Here is a 17,133-nt window from a genome sequence, read left to right on the forward strand (position 1 = left end):
GCGGATGCGGAGCGGCATGGGCGAACAGCAGCTCCGCTTCGATCCCGCCGGGGTACCGCGCGCGACGATCCTGATCGTCCCGCCGCTGTTCGAGGAAGCGAACCGCACCCGCCGCACGCTGGTGCTCGCGATGCGCGCACTCGCGGTGGACGGATATGCGGCGCTCCTCCCCGACCTCCCCGGACAGAATGAAAGCCTCGTGCCGCTCGCCGATGTCGACCTCGCCCGCTGGCAGGATGCGCTTGCCGAGGTGACGGCGGCCATCGACGGTCCCGTAATCATCGCCTCGATCCGTGGCGGTGCGTTGATCGATCATCGGGCGAAGGGGACCGCATGGTGGCGCCTCGCTCCCGCCGGCGGCGCCTCGCTGCTCCGCACGCTGATGCGCGCACGCGTATCGGCCGACCGCGAGGCGGGGCTGGCTACCTCGCTCGAAAGCCTTCAGACCGAAGCGAAGGCCGCGCCGCTGCTGCTCGCCGGCAACCGCCTGTCGCCCGCGATGACGGAGCAGCTCGGTGCAGCCGAGGCCCAGCCCGTCAGCCCGCTGCGCAGCATCGGGCTCGGCGCCGACGGCATTGCCGGAACCCCGCTCTGGCTCCGCGCCGAGCCGGGCGAGGATGGCGCGATGGCGCAAGCCATTGCGGCCGATATCTCGGAATGGAGCCGGTCATGCGGCATCGGCTGACCTTTGCCTGCGACGGCGCCATGCTCGCCGCGACGCTCGACGAAGCCCCGGGGACGACCGGCCTGCTGATCGTCTCGGGTGGCAATGAAATCCGCAGCGGCGCGCACCGCGGCATGGCGATGCTCGCCGGGCGGGTCGCGGCCGCCGGCTATCCGGTGTTCCGCTTCGATCGCCGCGGCATCGGCGACAGCGAAGGCGCCAACGGCGGCTATACGAGCAACGCGCCCGATATCGCCGCCGCGATTGCGGCATTTCGCAACGCGGCGCCGCAGCTCACCCGCATCGCCGCCTTCGGCAATTGCGATGCCGCCAGTGCTCTGCTGCTCCATCAGCCGCTTCCCATCGATGCCCTGATCCTCGCCAACCCATGGACCTATGAGAGCGACGAAGCCGAGGCGGACGAGCCGGCATTACCCCCGGCCTCGGCGATCCGCGCGCGCTATCTGTCGCGGCTGAAGGACCCGAAGAGCTTGCTGCGGCTGTTCAAGGGCGAAATCGATATCGGCAAACTCTTCCGCGGCCTTTCGGCGCTTGGGAAACCAGCGGCACCCGCCGCCCCGGACGGCCTGCCGGCGCGCCTCGACGCGGCGCTTGCCGGCGTGGCCTGTCCCGCGACGATCCTGCTCGCGACCGGTGACCGGACGGCGCAAGCGTTTATCGAAAACTGCCGGACCGACAGCTTGTCGATCGAACGCCTCGCCAGCCCGTCGCACAGCTTCGCCGGCGACGATGCCGACTGGCTATTCCAGCGGATTCTCGGCGCCCTCGCGGGCTAGGCGTCGACCAGCGCGTGATATTCGGCCTCGGCGAGGAAGCGCTCGGCGTCGAGCGCGGCCATACAGCCCATGCCCGCCGCGGTCACCGCCTGCCGGTAGACCTTGTCGGTGACATCGCCCGCCGCGAACACCCCCGGGATGCTGGTAAGCGAAGTTCCCGGTGTGACCTCCAGATAGCCGTCGGCGTCGAGCGGCAGCTTGCCCTTGAACAACTCGGTCGACGGGCTGTGGCCGATTGCGACGAAGCCACCGTCGGTCGGCTCGTGGCTTGCTTCGCCGGTTACCGTGTCGATCAGGTCGACGCCGACGAGGCCTGAAACGCCCTCACCCGCGACGAAACGGTCGACGCGCTTGTTCCACAGCACCTTGATCTTCGGATTGGCGTGCAACCGGTCCTGCAAAATCTTCTCGGCGCGCAGATGATCGCGGCGGTGGATCAGCGTCACGTCGTCGCTATGGTTGGTGAGGTAAAGCGCCTCCTCGACCGCGGTGTTGCCGCCGCCGATCACCACGACCTTCTTGCCGCGATAGAAGAAGCCGTCGCAGGTCGCGCAGGCCGACACGCCCTTGCCGCCCAGTTCCTGCTCGCCCTCGACGCCCAGCCACTTGGCCTGCGCGCCAGTCGCGATCACCAGCGTTTCGGCCATGTAGACGTCGCCGCCGTCGCCGGTCAGCTTGAAGGGGCGCTGCGACAGGTCGACGTCGACGATGGTGTCCCAGATCATGCTGGTGCCGACATGCGTCGCCTGCGCGGTCATCTGTTCCATCAGCCACGGACCCTGGATCACCTCGGCGAAACCCGGATAATTTTCGACGTCGGTGGTGATCGTAAGCTGGCCGCCCGGCTGCAGCCCCTGCACGACGATGGGCATCATGCCCGCGCGCGCAGCATAGATGGCGGCGGAAAGGCCGGCCGGGCCCGAGCCGAGGATGAGCATCTTGGTGTGGTGAACGGCGGCCATGATCTTCCTTTGCAGCGCACTGTACGGACAAGCACAGATGGGTGTTGCCAACCGCGCTAGCAAGGGTCACCTTCCGCGCCAAGGGGAGTCGGAAAAATGGCGAGCTGGTGGGAACGTCATGGGGTGCCGCGGCTGATCAAATGCGCCTGCTCGCAGGGGCAGATCATGAAGCTGCGCAGCAAGATCGTGCCGCACGCACAGGGCGACGTCCTCGAACTCGGCTGCGGCGGCGGCATCAACATGGAATTTTACGATCCTTCGCGGATCGCGAGCTTCACCGGGCTCGACCCCTCGCCCGAATTGCTGGCGATGAGCCGCGCGGCGGCGCAGGCGCGCGGCATGACCGCCGACATCCGGGGCGGCGTCGGCGAAGCGATGCCGTTCGAAAGCGCGCGCTTCGACACCATCGTCACCACCTTCACCCTCTGCTCGGTCGCCGACCAGGCCGCGGTGCTCGCCGAGATCCGCCGCGTGCTGAAGCCCGGCGGCACCGCCCTGTTCCTCGAACATGGCGGAGCGCCTGACCCGGGCGTCGCGAAATGGCAGCGCCGAATCGAGCCCTTGTGGAAGCGGATCGGCGGCAATTGCCACCTGACCCGGCCGATCGCCGACGCCTATGAACGCGCGGGGTTTGCGGTCGACCGGCAAGCCGCCGCCTATGTACCTAAAACGCCCCGCCCCTTCGGCTGGACCGAATATGGCGCGGCCCGCCCGCTGCGTTGATCCGCCGCTTCGCAACGCTCTCCCCGGTAATGGTCAGCCGGGAATGCGGGCGATGACCTTGATCTCGAAGTCGAAGCCGGCAAGCCAGTTAACGCCGATCGCGGTCCAGTTCGGATAAGGCGCCTGCGGAAAGGTTTCGCTTTTGATCTTCATGATCGTTCCGAACTGATTTTCGGGATCGGTATGGAATGTCGTCACGTCGACGATATCGTCGAGCCCGCATCCGCCCGCCTGCAGAGTTGCCTTGAGATTCGCGAACGCCAGGCGGACCTGCGCCTCGAAATCGGGCTCGGGCGAACCATCGCTGCGGCTGCCGACCATCCCGGATACGAAGAGGAGATCGCCCGATCTGATCGCGGCGGAATAGGTCTGCGACGTATAGAGGTCATGCCGACCGGCAGGGAAGACAGGGTCACGCTGAGTCATGAGGAATTCTCCTTTGCGGGGCGCTCGAAAGCAATGCCAAGGGGTTGAATGTCGATTGGACATTTTTCATATACGGGACGTATATAGAATTCCTGTGGCGGCGTTCAAGTGACATACGCTGCGTATTTGAAATGGAGTCCATCATGGCTGCGCGGCGCCGGGCGGAAACAATGGAAGAAAACCGCGGCAAACTGATTGCCGCCGGACGCAAAGCCTTTGCGTCCGAAGGCTTTGCGGCAGCGTCGATGGACGAACTGACCGCATCCGTCGGCCTGACGCGCGGCGCGCTATACCATAATTTCGGCGACAAGCAGGGGCTGCTCGCGGCGGTCGTGGCGGAAGTCGATGGCGAAATGGCGGCGCGAGCCCGGGCCGCCAGCGCCGATGCGGGAGATGACTGGGAGCGCCTCCTCGCCGAAGGCGAAGCCTATATCGCGATGGCGCTTGATCCCGAGGTCCGACGGATCGTGCTCCTCGACGGCCCCGCCTTTCTGGGTGACCCGTCGCACTGGCCCAGCCAGAACGCCTGTCTGGAGGCAACGAAGCAAGTCGTCGAAAAATTGATTGCCGACGCTGTCATGAAGAGCGTCGATATCGAAGCCGCCGCCCGCCTCCTCTGCGGTGCAGCGCTGAATGCCGCCCTGTGGGTCGCGGCCAGCGACGATCCGCAATCGGTCCTGCCCAAGGCCGTCGGCGCCTTTCGCCTCATGGCAGAGGGTTTTCTCTCGCGGGAAGGCTGATTTTTCCCGCGCGCTCGGTCAAGTGACCGGCTCCTCCTTCTCGCCGACCTCGACGAGGCCGTGACCGACGCTCACCCGTTCGTCGAAGACGAAACAGCTCCCGTGCCAGCGGCTCTCGGTCTCGGGCACCTGTTCGAGATAGGCGAGAATGCCGCCCTTCAGATGCACCACATCCTCGACGCCCTCGCTGCGCAGGAAGGCGGTCGATTTCTCGCAGCGGATGCCGCCGGTACAGAACATCGCGATGCGCTTGCCTGCGAACTCGGCAGCATGGGCACGCCACCAGTCCGGGAAATCGCCGAAGCTTCGGGTCTGCGGGTCGACCGCGCCGGAAAAGCTGCCGTAGCCGACCTCGAACCCGTTGCGCGTGTCGATCAGCACCGTATCGGGATCGTCGACCAGCGCGTTCCAGTCGGCGGGATCGACATAGGGCGCCGCATTGCGTGCGGGGTCGAGCCCGGGCACCTTCATCGTCACGATTTCCTTCTTCAGCCGGACCTTCATGCGCTGGAAGGGCATCGCGGCGGCGGAAGAATATTTGACGTCGAGGCCGGCGCAATCGGGCAGCGCCCGGATATGGGCGATCACCGCGGCTACTCCTTCCGCGCTGGCCGCGACCGTGCCGTTGATACCTTCGCGCGCCAACAGCAGCGTGCCCTTGACCTCATGCGTAGCGCAAAGGTCGAGCAACGGCTGGCGCAGCGCGGCGGGGTCGTCGAACGGCGCGAAACGATAAAGGGCGGCAACCTGGAACATCGCGGCGGCATGTAGGCGCGATCGGCGCTCAGCGAAAGGGATCGCTCCGCCCGGTCGCATATTGCGCCATTGCCATCGTCGTCCACTGCGCATTGACGCGAATGCAGCTCGGGAAAACGCTGGCGTCGGTGACAAGGACATTGGTCGTCCCGTGCACCCGGCATCGGGGATCGACGACGCCATATTGCGGGCTCTCGTTGATCGCATTGCCGCCGTGCGGGTGGCTGCTCGACAGAGTGATATCGTCCTGTTCGCGAATCTCGCGCGCGAAGAAGGCGTCGATATCCATATCCGCCGTCACCGTTCGGCCGCTCGCGACCGCCGGATAGCATTCGATCGCGCCGGCGGCGAAATGGACCTTGGTCAATGTCGCCATCGCGCGACGCAGCACCGGCAGGTCGTCGGTCGTATCGAGCCGGAATTCGAGCTTGTCGTCCTTCACCCGCCCGCGCCGGTCGGCGGGAAACAAGATGCCCGCCGAATGGACGCGGCCGAAATTCTGCATCCTTGCCGCGTGATCGGCGAACCAACCGGGCATCAGCGACGCCATCGACATCGGCGGCTGAAAATGGCTTTCGAGCAGGAAGTCGCCGCAATCGACATAGCTCGCCATCTGGTCCTCGTCCCACGCGTCGCCGCCGACGCCGTCGGGCATCAAGGCGACGACCGGCGAAGCGACGTTGAGCGAGACCTGATAGCCGGTGCCGTCGATATCGCTGCGGTCGAGCAGCTTCGACGAAGCGATCGTCCCGCACGCGACGACCACCCCGACGCGGGCGCGGACGAGCCGCTGCGACCCGTCGGGGAGGATCAGCTTCACCGCCTCGGCCTCGCGCCGCCCGTCGATCGCGGTCTGCCAGACGATCCGCTCGGCCTTTGTCCCCGGCAGGATGCGCGCGCCGTGATCGCGGCACGCCTCGGGCAGATAAGTCTGCGCGATCCCCATCCGGCGGCCATAGGCGCAGCCCGAATTGCAATAGCCGCAATAGGCGCAGGCGGTCGGCGTGAAGGGCGGCCCGAAATTCTTCGCGAACCAGTCGGCGACCGCGCGCTGCTCGCGCGGGTCCGAAGAGGCGGCCGCATAAGCGGCCCACCCGTTCAGCAGATGCGGGCCGTTGTGCCGCCCGCTGCGCGGTTCGATCTTCGCGATGCCGAGCTTTGCCTGCACCGCATCATAGCTGGCGTGAAAGGCCGCGGCGTCCACCGGCGCCCCGATGCTCGCCCATTTCGCCAACACGTCGAGCGCGTCGGGGTGGGTGCGCCCCGGCTCGTTGACGCGCAGACATATCCCGTTGTTGATCGTCGACGATCCGCCGACGCAGCGCCCCTGAAAGACCACGAAATCGCGGTTGGTCGAGGTCTGCAGCGCGCCATGCTTGTAAAGGCTGGCGACCATGTCGAGTTCGTGATGGGTGATCGCGTAGCTGGGGTAGAAGGGACCCGCCTCGACGACCAGCACCTTGTACCCCTGGGCCGCGATGTTGAACGCCGCGACCCCGCCGCCGGCGCCCGACCCGAGGACGATCACGTCATATTCGTCGCCGAGGCTGGCCGCGTCGAGGATATGCGCCGGGTCGATCTCGCGCCCGTGCACGGCTTCGATCGGTATCTCGCCCGTCCCGCGCTGGCGGAATTTGGGCAGGGTAAAGCCGATCTGGCGATGCACCGGGTTCGCCGCATTCGCATCCTGATCGCCGGGTTCGAGCCCCGGCTGCCAATGGCCGTAATAGCAGGCATAGACGATGCCGCGCAGCCGGGCCATGTCCTGAAACAGGTCGATCTGGCTGTTCTGCAACCGGTCCCTGACCTTCTCCGCGCGTCCCGCGACATCGTCTTCGGTGAAGAAGGGGCCGCCGAGCACGAGCTCGGTCGCGGTCAGCGACAGGCGGATTTCGTCGAGCTTGGTGCCGCCGACCTTGGCAAACAGGTCGCAGATGTTGGCGACAACCTGATCGGCCGAAATCACCATATCGGCGCCGTCAAACAACGCCTCGGTGAGCGCCTTCAGAAATCTGAGTTGCCCGAAATTAAACGGTGCCGTCATCGCCGCTGCCCCCTGTTTCGGGGACCGTCTTACGCGATCTGGCTGCCTCCATCCACCGGAACGAGCGCGCCGTTGATATAGCTCGCGCGGGCGGAGAGCAGGAAGACGATCGCGTCGGCATATTCGCGGGGTTCGCCCATGCGCTGCCCCCAAAAAGCGGCGCCGTGGCCGGCCATCATCCGCCGCTCGATCTCCTGCTGCGACACGCCCGCCGCCGCGGCCTCGTCGGCGATCGCAGCGTCGAGCCGCGCGGTGCGGATCCATCCCGGCAACACCGCGTTGACGCGAACGCCGCTGCCCGCGACATCGCGCGCGAGATTCTTGACGAGATGCGCGAGCGCCGCCTTCATCGCGCCATATTGCGCGGTGCTTTCGCTGTAATGGCGCACCGAATTGGCCAGCACATTGACCACCGCCCCCTGCCCCGCCGCCTTCATCGCCGGGATCACCGCCCGGTTGAGCCGCGCGGCGGTCAGGAAAATCCCCTCGAAGGCTGCGATCCACGACGCGTCGCTGCCATAGGGCGGCGCGGCATCGGCTTCGCGCGCCGGAAAGGGTCCGACGGTGTTCGCGAACAGGTCGATCCGGCCGTGCCGTTCGAGCATCGCACCGACCGCCGCGGCAACGCCGTCCGCATCCGCCGCGTCGAAGGCATGAATGGTGGCCTTGCCGCCCGCGTCGCGGACCATCGCCGCCGTTTCCTCAAGGCTGTCGGCGCTGCGCCCGCCGAGCAGCAAATGCGCGCCCTCGCGTGCCAGCCCGAGCGCGGCCGCCCGGCCGAGGTCGCGCCCCGCGCCCGCGACCAACGCGATCTTTCCGTCCAAACCAAAGTCCATCGCCCTGCCCCGCCGCCTATCAGCGCACCGCGATCGTCAGATGCGCGATCGAACCGAGATCGCCGAGCCGGGCGCGAAGCTCGGCCGCCGATAAAGCGCCCTCGACCTCGACGATCGCCGCCCGTGCCTCGGGACCGACGCGCCAGACGTGCAGGTCGGCGACGCGCAGGCCGTCGATCGCAGCGATCCGGTTGCGCAGCTCTGCCGCCAGCCGGTCGTCGGTCTCGTCGAGTAATATCGCGGCCGTGTCGCGCATCAGGCCCCACGACCAGCGCGCGATCACCAGCGCGCCGACGATCCCCATCGCCGGGTCCATCCACCCCAGCCCGAGATAGCGTCCCGCGAGCAGCGCCGCGATCGCAAGCACCGACGTCAGCGCATCGGCAAGGACGTGGAAATAGGCCGAGCGAAGATTGTTGTCGTGACCGTGGGAGTGGTCATGGTGATGGCCATGATCGTCGCCATGATCATGGCCGTGGTCATGACCATGATGATGTCCGCCCATCAGCAGCAGCGCGCTGACGATGTTGACCGCGAGGCCGAGCACTGCGACCAGCGTCGCGCTCGCAAAATCGACGCGCACCGGATCGACCAGCCGCAGGATCGATTCAAAGGCGATGCCGACCGAGAAGATGCCGAGGATAACCGCCGAGGCAAAGGCGGTAAGGTCGCCGACCTTGCCCGTCCCGAAGCTGAACCGCGGATCGTGCCGGTGCCGTTTGGCATAACGATAGGCGAGCGCCGCGAGCCCGAGCGCGCCAGCGTGGGTCGCCATATGGAAACCATCGGCCAGCAACGCCATCGAGCCGGTCCAGTAACCGGCCGCAATCTCGCCGACCATCATCACCGCGGTCAGCGCGACCACCCACAGGGTGCGCTTGGCATTTTCGTCGTGCGCGGACCCGAGGAAATCGTGCAGCGGCTGTGTCGCCGCGGATTCGGTCGTCGACATCGCCCGCTCCCCTATTTGGAATAACGGCGGATGACCGCCAGCAATTCGTCGGCCCCCGCCTTGCGCTCCGCAGCGGCGAGACCCGGTGCCGCAACATGCGACTCGAGATGTTCGGCGATCACTTCGTCGAGCAGACCATTCACCGCGCCGCGCACCGCGGCGACGCGGTGCAGGACGGTGGCGCAGGGTTCGCCCGCGACGATCGCCTTCTCGACCGCGCCGATCTGGCCGGCGATGCGGCGGACGCGGGCAAGCAGTTCAGGGTTTGTGGACGTGTGACCCATATCATACCCCCCTATCCTATTCTTTGATATCGCGCAAGCGTATGGCAGGCGGATACGTGTCTGTTTCGGGGTGGGGAGCGGACGTTCGCCCGTTTTGTGTACCCCGGCGAAAGCCGGGGCCCAGAGCGTTAAGAAACACCGTTGTGCGACGCCGCCCTAGGCCCCGGCTTTCGCCGGGGTACACAGCATTGATGGCAGCTTCCGCCCAAAACCGGTCATGCCAGTTCGTTCAGCCCCAGCGTCTCCAGCAACGCGGTCCGCGCGCGGCGCACATCGGCGGCGAGGCCCGGCGAGCCAAGGTCGGCGGCGGAAATCGCTTCGGGCCAATGTCCCGCGATGACGTCGGCGATCCGGTCGAGCTTCGCCTCGTCGGCCATAAAGCGCGGATCGACAGCCGCCGGATCGGCAACGACCCGCAGGCGCAGGCAGGCGGGACCGCCGCCGTTCGCCATCGACTGGCGGACGTCGACCGGGAACAGCTTGCGGATCGGCCCGTTGCCCGCAACATGCGCCTCCAGCCAGTTCCACACCGACGGCGTTTCGCGCGCTTCGGTCGGCAGCACCAGCCCCATGCCCGCGCCATCCGGCAGGCTGACGAGCTGCGCATTGAACAGGTAGGATTTGATCGCGTCGGGCAGGCTCACGGCATTCGCCGGGACCTCGACGATTTCGACCTCGGGAAAGGCGGCGCGAATCCGCGCATGCGCGTCTTCGCGATCCTCGAACGCGGTTTCGTGGGTGAAGAGGACGCGTTCGTTGGCGACCGCGACAACGTCGTTATGAAACGCGCCGCCCTGGATCGCGGTGTCCGACTGACGGATGAACAAAGTCCGCGCCGGATCGAGCCGGTGCCGCCGCGCGATCGCTTTCGAGGCGTCGAGATGCTGGCGCGCCGGAAAGCGTCCGCCGCTTAACCCATAGACGAAAATCTCGATCCCCGCCGATGCGTGGCTGTCGCAAAGCCGCATATGGTTCGCGGCACCCTCGTCACCGAAGGGCGCGGGAACGGGCGCGTGAACCGCGAAGGCGGGGTCCGCGAAGGCAAGGCGAAGCTGCGCCAGCGTGCCCTGCCATTCGTGGCTGCGATGCGGCATGGTGACGAGGTTCGCGACGGTCAGATGGCATTTGCCGTCGCTGCTGTCGGCGGCGGGCGAAACGGTCGCGGCGTTCGCCGCCCACATCGACGATGCCGACCACGCCTGTGCACGCAGGTGCGGCTCGGCGGCATCGAGCGTGGTCGCGAGCGTTTCGAGCCAAGCCGCATCGGGGCGATCGAGCGGCACGAAAAAGCCCTGCGGCAGCCCAAGCGTAAGGTTGTGGCGCATCTTGTCGATGCCCTGCAGCGCCGCCGCGCGCGGCTGCGACACGTCGCCGGCATTGCTGGCCGACGCGATATTGCCGCGACTGAGGCCGGCATAATTATGCGTCGGCCCGATGATGCCGTCGAAATTGATTTCGGTCGTCATCACTCAGCGTCCGATCCAACTGATCGCGTCGCCCTTGCCGACGCCCAATATACGCGCCGCCTCGGCATCGATCGTCCCGTCGGCGCCGACCTTTCCGAAGCAGCAGCGGAAACCGGCGAGACGCCCGGTCGCGATCAACGCATCCTCGCCGCCTTCGGCAATCCCCGTCACCTCGACATGTCTTGCGTTGCGGATGCTGGCAACCTGGTCGGTGCGCGCGGTCATCGTCGGACCGCCGTCGAAGATGTCGACATAATTTTCGAAGGCGAAGCCTTCATTCTCCAGCATCCGCATCGCGGCACGGCCGGTCGGATGCGGCACGCCGATGACGCTGCGCGCATTTTCGCCCAGCATCGCGATATAGACGGGATGCTTGGGCATCAGGTCGGCGATGAACTGGTTGCCGTGCACGGCGTTGAACTGGTCGGCTTCCTGGAAATTCATCCCGAAAAACTTGCCCGCGACCCCGTCCCAGAAAGGCGAGCCGCCCGCTTCGTCGATCACCCCGCGCAGTTCGGCGAGGATACGGTCGCCGAAGCGCACCCGATGCCGCGCAATAAACAGGTAGCGCGAGCGGGCGAGCAGCAGCCCGAGACCGCCCGCACGCGCCGCGGGGTGAAGGAACAGTCCCCCGACCTCGCTCGCGCCGTTGAGGTCGTTGCTCAGCATCAGCACCTGCGCATGAAAGGTGCGACCCAGCTGTTCGCTATGCTTGCTGTCGGTCCCGATGCGATAGCTGTAAAACGGCCAGCGCTGGCCGACCTGCCCGAAAATCTGGCACGTGCCGCGCACCTCGCCGCTGTCGAGATCCTCGAGCACCATCAGATACAGTTCGTCGGCGGGATATTCCTTGTCGGAATTGAACCCCGCCTCGGCGCGCTCGAGCTTGGCGCGGAGCGCCTTCTTGTCGGGGGGGAGGTTGGTAAAGCCGCCGCCGGTCAGCTTCGCCATCTCGTAAATGCTCTGCAAATCGCCCGGCTTGGCCGCCCGGATCACATAGTTCACACAGTCCCCCGTTCCGCTATTCTCATCATGGTGAGCGCCGACAGTTGCGCGCGTTCGGCAAGGCTGTCGACGATCAGAAATTCGTCCGATGAATGGATCGCGCCGCCGCGCGGCCCCATCGTATCGACCACCGGAATCCCGCACGCCGCGATATTATTGCCGTCGCAGACGCCGCCGGTCGCATTCCAGCCGATCGGCGGCAGGCCGAGCGCGGCACCGCAGTCGCGGACCAGTTCGAACAGCCGCGTCGCGGCCGGGTCGAGCGGCTTGGGCGGACGGTTGAAATTGCCGTGAAGGTGGCAATGGACGTCGTGCTCGTGCGACACCGCCGCGACCGCATCGCGCAGCGCCGTCTCGGCCGCCGCCATGGCGTCGGGCGTCGACGGACGCATGTTCACGCGCAAAATCGCCTGATCGGGCACGACATTGTTCGGGCCGCCGCCGTCGATCTTCGCCGGATTGACCTTGAGCTCCGCCGATTTCAACGCGTTCAGTCGCAGCGCGAGATCGGCCGCGGCGATCAGGGCGTTGCGCCCCTCCTCGGGATTGCGCCCCGCGTGCGCCGAACGGCCGTGAATGAGGATCGAGAAATTGCCGCTTCCCGGCCGCGCGCCCGCGAGCGTCCCGTCCGGCAACGCGGGCTCATAGGTAAGCGCCGCAGTCTTGCCCTGCGCCAGCTCGGCGATCAGCGCCGCCGAGGCGTGGCTGCCGGTTTCCTCGTCGCTGTTGATCATGACGTCATAACCGACGCGTGCGGCGAAGGGCGACGCTTCGAGTGCGCCAAGCGCAGCAAGGATGACCGAAATCCCCGCCTTCATGTCGGCGGTACCGGGGCCGTTCAGCACGCCGTCTTCCAGCCAGCGCAGCGACTGGAACGGATGATCGGCGGCGAACACCGTGTCCATATGGCCGGTCAGCAGCAATTGCACCGGCGCTTCGGGGCGGACGCGAAGATGCAGATGGTCGCCGCGCTGGATCGTCTTCACATGGCCTGCGGCGTCGACATTTTCGACCGAATCGGGTGCGACGAGCCGGACCTCGCCGGGCAAGGCGGCAAAGGCATCGGCCAGCAGTCCAGCGACCGTCCTGAGGCCCGCGAGATTGCCGGTGCCGCTGTTCACTGCGGCCCATTGTTCGACCTGCGCCAGCATCGGGGCATCGGCGGCGCGTTCGAGCGTCGCGCTTTCACTGGCGGTGAGGCTGGTCATCCACCGCCTATAGCCAGCCCGAGGGCGCTTTGCGACCCCCCTCGCCGCTGCCGATGGTTTCCAGCGTAACCGGTCAGGCGGCGCGCGCGAACCAGATCAGGTGGCGCGGCCCCTTGCCGCTCGCCCGCGCGCGGACGGTCACTTCCTCGACCGTGAATCCCGAATCCTTCAGCCGGCGCGTAAACCGGGCATCGGGCGCCGCCGACCAGACCGCCAAGATGCCGCCGGGACGGAGCGCCGCTTTGGCGCGGGCGAGCCCGCCCATCGAATAGATGCGGTCGTTGCCTTCGCGCGTCAGCCCGTCGGGGCCATTGTCGACGTCGAGCAGGATCGCGTCATATTTCCCGACCACGCCCCCGATCACGCCCGAAACATCGGCCAGTCGCAACTCGACGCGCGGGTCGTCGAGCCCGCCGGCGGTCAACGCCGCCATCGGCCCGCGTGCCCAGTCGATGATCTCCGGTACCAGTTCGGCAACGGTCACACGGGCGTCCGGACCAAGCCGGGCCAGCGCCGCACGCAGGGTGAAGCCCATGCCGTAACCGCCGATCAGCAGGTGCGGCGCGGCATCGCTGCGCAAGCGGTCGCAGCTCATCTCGGCAAGCGCTTCCTCGGACCCGCTCATCCGGCTGTTCATCAACTCGTTGCCGCCGATCGCGATGATGAAATCGCCGCCGCGCCGGTACAGGCGCAATTGCTCGCCGCCGGGGACATTTGCGGTGTCGATGAGTTCGCGGGGTGTCATGCCCTTGCCTATACGTGGCAGCCCGGAAGTTGCCACCGGCGATTTGGGCTTCTCCGCCTTATTGGACAGGCGGCTTGAGCAAGGGCGTATAGCCCCGCAGCTGAAACGCCATCCGCGGCGACAGATCGGCGGCGACGCGGTCGAGTTCCTGTGTGGCCGCCTTGTCCTTCCCTTGCGCCAACAGGCTGCGCGCCAGCTCGATCCGGGCGCGGGCGCTCACGTCGAGGTTGCCGAACGGATCGAAGAAGGAATCGATCCGCGTCCTGTCCTGCACCCCGTTCCAGGTGAAGGGAACGGCGGCGGCCGGATCGTTGGCGATCGCCGCGTAGCGCCGCGCGGCCTCGGCTGGCGAAAGCTTGCCTGTCAGCACCTCATGCCGCGTCCGGAACAATTCGGCCTCGCCCCTATTCTTCCCCGCCGCGAAATCGCCGAGCACGCGTTCGACCCAGCCCCAGTCGACATTGCCGGTCGCCGCCTGCATGCCCAGCAGGTTGAAGGCGAGGATGGCGGCGCGCTGTTCGCCGGTCGTCGCTTCACGGACCTGCTCCGGCGTCGGCCGGCCAAGGCTGGCGGGCGACACCAGTTCGATATCGCCATCATGCTTGAGGATCGCCTCGATATCGGGCTTGTGGAAATAGCCGACGACGACGAGCAACGTCTCGCCGCGATGCGCGCGGGCGGCGGCGCGGATATTCTGTGCCTGCATGAAGGTGCGATAGAGATAGAGGCGGCGCGGCAGGTCGCGATCGGCGCGCGGCGCGGGCTCGCGCGCCCATTGCTGCTGCGCTTCGAGTGTCTTCGGATCTTCGGCAGAAAAGAAGTCCCACGCCAGCACCTTCTTGTCGGGAAAGGTCAGAAAGCCCTGAAAACCCTGCGCCTTGCGAACTTCGAGCGGAGTTTCGACATCGAGGCCGAAGCCCAGCTTCTGATCCTCGATCGGCGGCATCCAGTCGATCGGGCACAGCGCGGTCGGATGCGTTTTCGCAAAAGGCAGGATCACACCCTGGACCTCATAGGTATATTCGTAAAAGTCGCCGCGTGCCGCCGGCGCGGGCGGGCGCTCGATGCAGATCGCCGCCGGCTTCACCAGCTTCAGATAGGCGGCGAGCATCGCCGGCTGGTCCTTTTCGGACACCAGTTGGGCGGCGTGATCGACGCCGAGAATCGCGACCTTCGTCCGGGGCGCCTGTGCGAATGCCGTGGCGACCGAAAGAAGGAGGGCCACCAACATCGCCATATGCCGCACCATGATTTGCATCCCCTGCTCCAATTGCTGTCCATCCCGATGACGACGCGGCCGCGCCGAACCCTTCATGGCTGTCGCATGACGGCAGGCGGTTGCCAACGCTCGCCGATCACGGCATAGGGCAGCGGCCCTTTCCTCCCCGGGTTCACTGGCGCCGCGCGCCGACCAAAGGGTGTTTCATGACTGATTTTCTCGATCGCAGTGGTTTGTCCGTCGATTCGCGCCTGATCGATTTCGTCGAGCAGCGGGCGCTTCCCGGTACCGGGCTCGATGCCGCGGGTTTCTGGAACGACTTTGCCGCACTGTTCGGTACTTTCGCGCCCGAAAATGGCGCGCTGCTGCAAAAGCGCGAGGATTTGCAGGCGCAGATCGATGCGTGGCACCAGACGCGCGAGGGACAGGCACATGATGCCGCCGCCTATCAGGCCTTCCTGCGCGAGATCGGCTATCTTGTCGCCGAGCCCGCACCGTTTCAGGTCGGCACGCAGAATGTCGATCCTGAAATCGCGACGATGGCGGGACCGCAACTTGTCGTCCCGGCGCTCAACGCGCGCTTTGCGCTCAACGCCGCCAATGCCCGCTGGGGCAGCCTTTACGACGCCTTCTACGGCACCGACGCGCTCGATGCCCCGCCCGCCAAACCGGGCGGCTATGACGCCGACCGCGGCGCGGCGGTGATCGCACGCGCCAAGGCGTTCCTCGACGAAACGGTACCGCTGGCCTCGGGAAGCTGGGCGGACTGGCAGGGCGGCGAGCCGGCACTGGCCGACCCGTCGCAGTGTGTCGGCAGCAAGCCCGGCGGCATCCTGCTCCGCCACAATGGCCTGCACATCGAACTGGTGATCGATCCCGCCAGCGCGATCGGCAAGTCCGACCCCGCCGGTATCGCCGACGTCCTCCTCGAGGCCGCATTGACCACGATCATCGACCTCGAGGATTCGGTCGCGGCGGTCGACGGCGAGGACAAGGTGCTCGGCTATATCAACTGGCTCGGGCTGATGCGCGGCGACCTCACCGAAAGCTTCGCCAAGGGCGGCGCCACCGTCACCCGCGCTATGGAGCCCGACCGCGAATGGACCGCGCCGGACGGCACGGCTTTCGCCCTCCCCGGCCGCAGCGTGATGTTCGTCCGCAACGTCGGCCATCTGATGACGACGCCGATGATCAAGCTGCCGAACGGCGACGAAGCGCCCGAGGGGCTGTGCGACGCGGTGATCACCAGCCTTTGCTCGCTCCACGACCTGAAAGGTCTCGGCACGCTGACGAACAGCCGCGCGGGCAGCATCTATATCGTGAAACCCAAACAGCACGGCCCCGAGGAATGCGGTTTTACCGACCGGCTGTTCGATGCAGTCGAGGATATGCTCGGCCTCGCACGCCACACGATCAAGGTCGGGGTGATGGACGAGGAGCGCCGCACCTCGGCGAACCTCGCCGCCTGCATCCACGCGGTGAAGGACCGTATCGTCTTCATCAACACCGGCTTCCTCGACCGTACCGGCGACGAGATCCACACCTCGATGCGCGCGGGCCCGATGATCCCCAAGGGCGAGATGAAGGCGTCGGACTGGATCGCCTCCTACGAGGATCGCAACGTCCGCATCGGCCTCGCCTGCGGCCTGTCGGGCAAGGCGCAGATCGGCAAGGGCATGTGGGCGATGCCCGACCTGATGAAGGCGATGCTCGAGGCGAAGATCGGCCATCCCAAGTCGGGAGCGAACACCGCGTGGGTGCCGTCGCCGACCGCCGCGACGCTGCACGCGCTGCACTATCACGCGGTCGACGTGTTCGCGCGGCAGAAGGAAATCGCCGGCGAGGCAGTGCCGTCGCTGGGCCGGCTGCTGAATATCCCCGTCGCCACCGGGCGCAACTGGAGCGAGGCGGAAATCGCGCGTGAACTCGACAACAATTGCCAGGGTATCCTCGGCTATGTCGTGCGCTGGATCGATCAGGGCGTCGGCTGCTCGAAGGTGCCCGACATCGACGATGTGGGCCTGATGGAAGACCGCGCCACGCTGCGCATTTCGAGCCAAGCGCTCGCCAACTGGCTGCTTCACGGCGTGTGCACCGAAGCGCAGGTCGATGCCGCGCTGGCGCGGATGGCGGCAAAGGTCGATGCGCAAAATGCGGGCGACCCGCTGTACGAGAAGCTGTCGCCCGACGGGATCGCCTGGCAGGCAGCGCGCGCGCTGATCTTCGAGGGCGTTACCCAGCCGTCGGGCTACACCGAGCCGCTGCTCCATAAATACCGGCAGGCGAAGAAGGCGGCCTGAGCCCAG

17 protein-coding genes are annotated in these 17,133 nt (G+C 66.6%); 5 read left to right on the plus strand and 12 right to left on the minus strand.

From position 1 onward, the window contains the following. Positions 1 to 16: 16 nt before the first annotated feature. Positions 17 to 685, plus strand: a complete 669-nt coding sequence (locus LH19_RS16100; RefSeq protein WP_054733661.1) for an alpha/beta hydrolase family protein — start codon at positions 17 to 19, stop codon at positions 683 to 685. Next, complete coding sequence (locus LH19_RS16105; RefSeq protein ID WP_054733664.1) at positions 670 to 1,461, plus strand: hydrolase 1, exosortase A system-associated; 792 nt, start codon at positions 670 to 672, stop codon at positions 1,459 to 1,461. Before LH19_RS16100 ends, LH19_RS16105 begins: the two co-directional genes overlap by 16 nt. Here LH19_RS16105 and trxB read toward each other — a convergent pair. After that, complete coding sequence (gene trxB / locus LH19_RS16110) at positions 1,458 to 2,423, minus strand: thioredoxin-disulfide reductase (protein ID WP_054730119.1); 966 nt, start codon at positions 2,421 to 2,423, stop codon at positions 1,458 to 1,460. The genes LH19_RS16105 and trxB overlap by 4 nt on opposite strands. Positions 2,424 to 2,519: 96 nt before the next feature. Here trxB and LH19_RS16115 point away from each other — a divergent pair, with 96 nt between their 5' ends. After that, positions 2,520 to 3,146, plus strand: coding sequence for a class I SAM-dependent methyltransferase (locus LH19_RS16115; protein WP_054730124.1), 627 nt, complete (start codon positions 2,520 to 2,522; stop codon positions 3,144 to 3,146). 33 nt (positions 3,147 to 3,179) lie between these two features. Here LH19_RS16115 and LH19_RS16120 read toward each other — a convergent pair whose 3' ends face one another. Next, entirely contained in the window at positions 3,180 to 3,572 is a 393-nt protein-coding gene (locus tag LH19_RS16120) for a RidA family protein (protein ID WP_054730127.1), read from the minus strand. A 143-nt stretch (positions 3,573 to 3,715) separates the two neighbouring features. Here LH19_RS16120 and LH19_RS16125 point away from each other — a divergent pair, with 143 nt between their 5' ends. After that, positions 3,716 to 4,312 carry a TetR/AcrR family transcriptional regulator gene (locus LH19_RS16125; RefSeq protein WP_054733668.1) on the plus strand — a complete coding sequence of 199 codons (597 nt, stop codon included), beginning with the start codon at positions 3,716 to 3,718 and terminating at the stop codon, positions 4,310 to 4,312. An 18-nt stretch (positions 4,313 to 4,330) separates the two neighbouring features. On the opposite strand, the gene trhO is transcribed toward LH19_RS16125, so the two are convergent. The 10 genes from trhO to LH19_RS16175 form a co-directional block, all read right to left on the minus strand. Next, entirely contained in the window at positions 4,331 to 5,068 is a 738-nt protein-coding gene (gene trhO, locus LH19_RS16130) for an oxygen-dependent tRNA uridine(34) hydroxylase TrhO (protein ID WP_082395793.1), read from the minus strand. Between the two features lie 28 nt (positions 5,069 to 5,096). After that, positions 5,097 to 7,112 (minus strand): GMC family oxidoreductase N-terminal domain-containing protein, encoded by a 2,016-nt coding sequence (locus LH19_RS16135; protein ID WP_054730135.1) that lies wholly within the window; start codon positions 7,110 to 7,112, stop codon positions 5,097 to 5,099. Positions 7,113 to 7,141: 29 nt separating this feature from the next. After that, positions 7,142 to 7,936 carry an SDR family NAD(P)-dependent oxidoreductase gene (locus tag LH19_RS16140; protein ID WP_167346284.1) on the minus strand — a complete coding sequence of 265 codons (795 nt, stop codon included), beginning with the start codon at positions 7,934 to 7,936 and terminating at the stop codon, positions 7,142 to 7,144. Positions 7,937 to 7,967: 31 nt separating this feature from the next. Then, complete coding sequence (gene dmeF, locus LH19_RS16145; protein WP_054730141.1) at positions 7,968 to 8,900, minus strand: CDF family Co(II)/Ni(II) efflux transporter DmeF; 933 nt, start codon at positions 8,898 to 8,900, stop codon at positions 7,968 to 7,970. 11 nt (positions 8,901 to 8,911) lie between these two features. Next, entirely contained in the window at positions 8,912 to 9,184 is a 273-nt protein-coding gene (locus LH19_RS16150) for a metal/formaldehyde-sensitive transcriptional repressor (RefSeq protein WP_054730144.1), read from the minus strand. 215 nt (positions 9,185 to 9,399) lie between these two features. Further along, positions 9,400 to 10,653: an N-succinylarginine dihydrolase gene (locus tag LH19_RS16155; protein ID WP_145923491.1), complete on the minus strand. Its 1,254-nt coding sequence runs from the start codon at positions 10,651 to 10,653 to the stop codon at positions 9,400 to 9,402. Next, positions 10,654 to 11,655 carry an arginine N-succinyltransferase gene (locus tag LH19_RS16160; protein WP_054730151.1) on the minus strand — a complete coding sequence of 334 codons (1,002 nt, stop codon included), beginning with the start codon at positions 11,653 to 11,655 and terminating at the stop codon, positions 10,654 to 10,656. After that, complete coding sequence (locus tag LH19_RS16165) at positions 11,652 to 12,863, minus strand: hydrolase (protein ID WP_054730153.1); 1,212 nt, start codon at positions 12,861 to 12,863, stop codon at positions 11,652 to 11,654. Before LH19_RS16165 ends, LH19_RS16160 begins: the two co-directional genes overlap by 4 nt. 73 nt (positions 12,864 to 12,936) lie before the next feature. After that, positions 12,937 to 13,608, minus strand: coding sequence for a spermidine synthase (locus LH19_RS16170; RefSeq protein WP_054730159.1), 672 nt, complete (start codon positions 13,606 to 13,608; stop codon positions 12,937 to 12,939). A 58-nt stretch (positions 13,609 to 13,666) separates the two neighbouring features. Beyond that, positions 13,667 to 14,845, minus strand: coding sequence for a hypothetical protein (locus LH19_RS16175; RefSeq protein ID WP_201258363.1), 1,179 nt, complete (start codon positions 14,843 to 14,845; stop codon positions 13,667 to 13,669). A gap of 188 nt (positions 14,846 to 15,033) precedes the next feature. Here LH19_RS16175 and LH19_RS16180 point away from each other — a divergent pair, with 188 nt between their 5' ends. Next, positions 15,034 to 17,127, plus strand: a complete 2,094-nt coding sequence (locus LH19_RS16180) for a malate synthase G (RefSeq protein ID WP_054730160.1) — start codon at positions 15,034 to 15,036, stop codon at positions 17,125 to 17,127. The last annotated feature ends 6 nt before the right edge of the window (positions 17,128 to 17,133 follow it).

It is taken from the genome of Sphingopyxis macrogoltabida, from assembly GCF_001314325.1.
GTDB lineage: Bacteria > Pseudomonadota > Alphaproteobacteria > Sphingomonadales > Sphingomonadaceae > Sphingopyxis > Sphingopyxis macrogoltabida.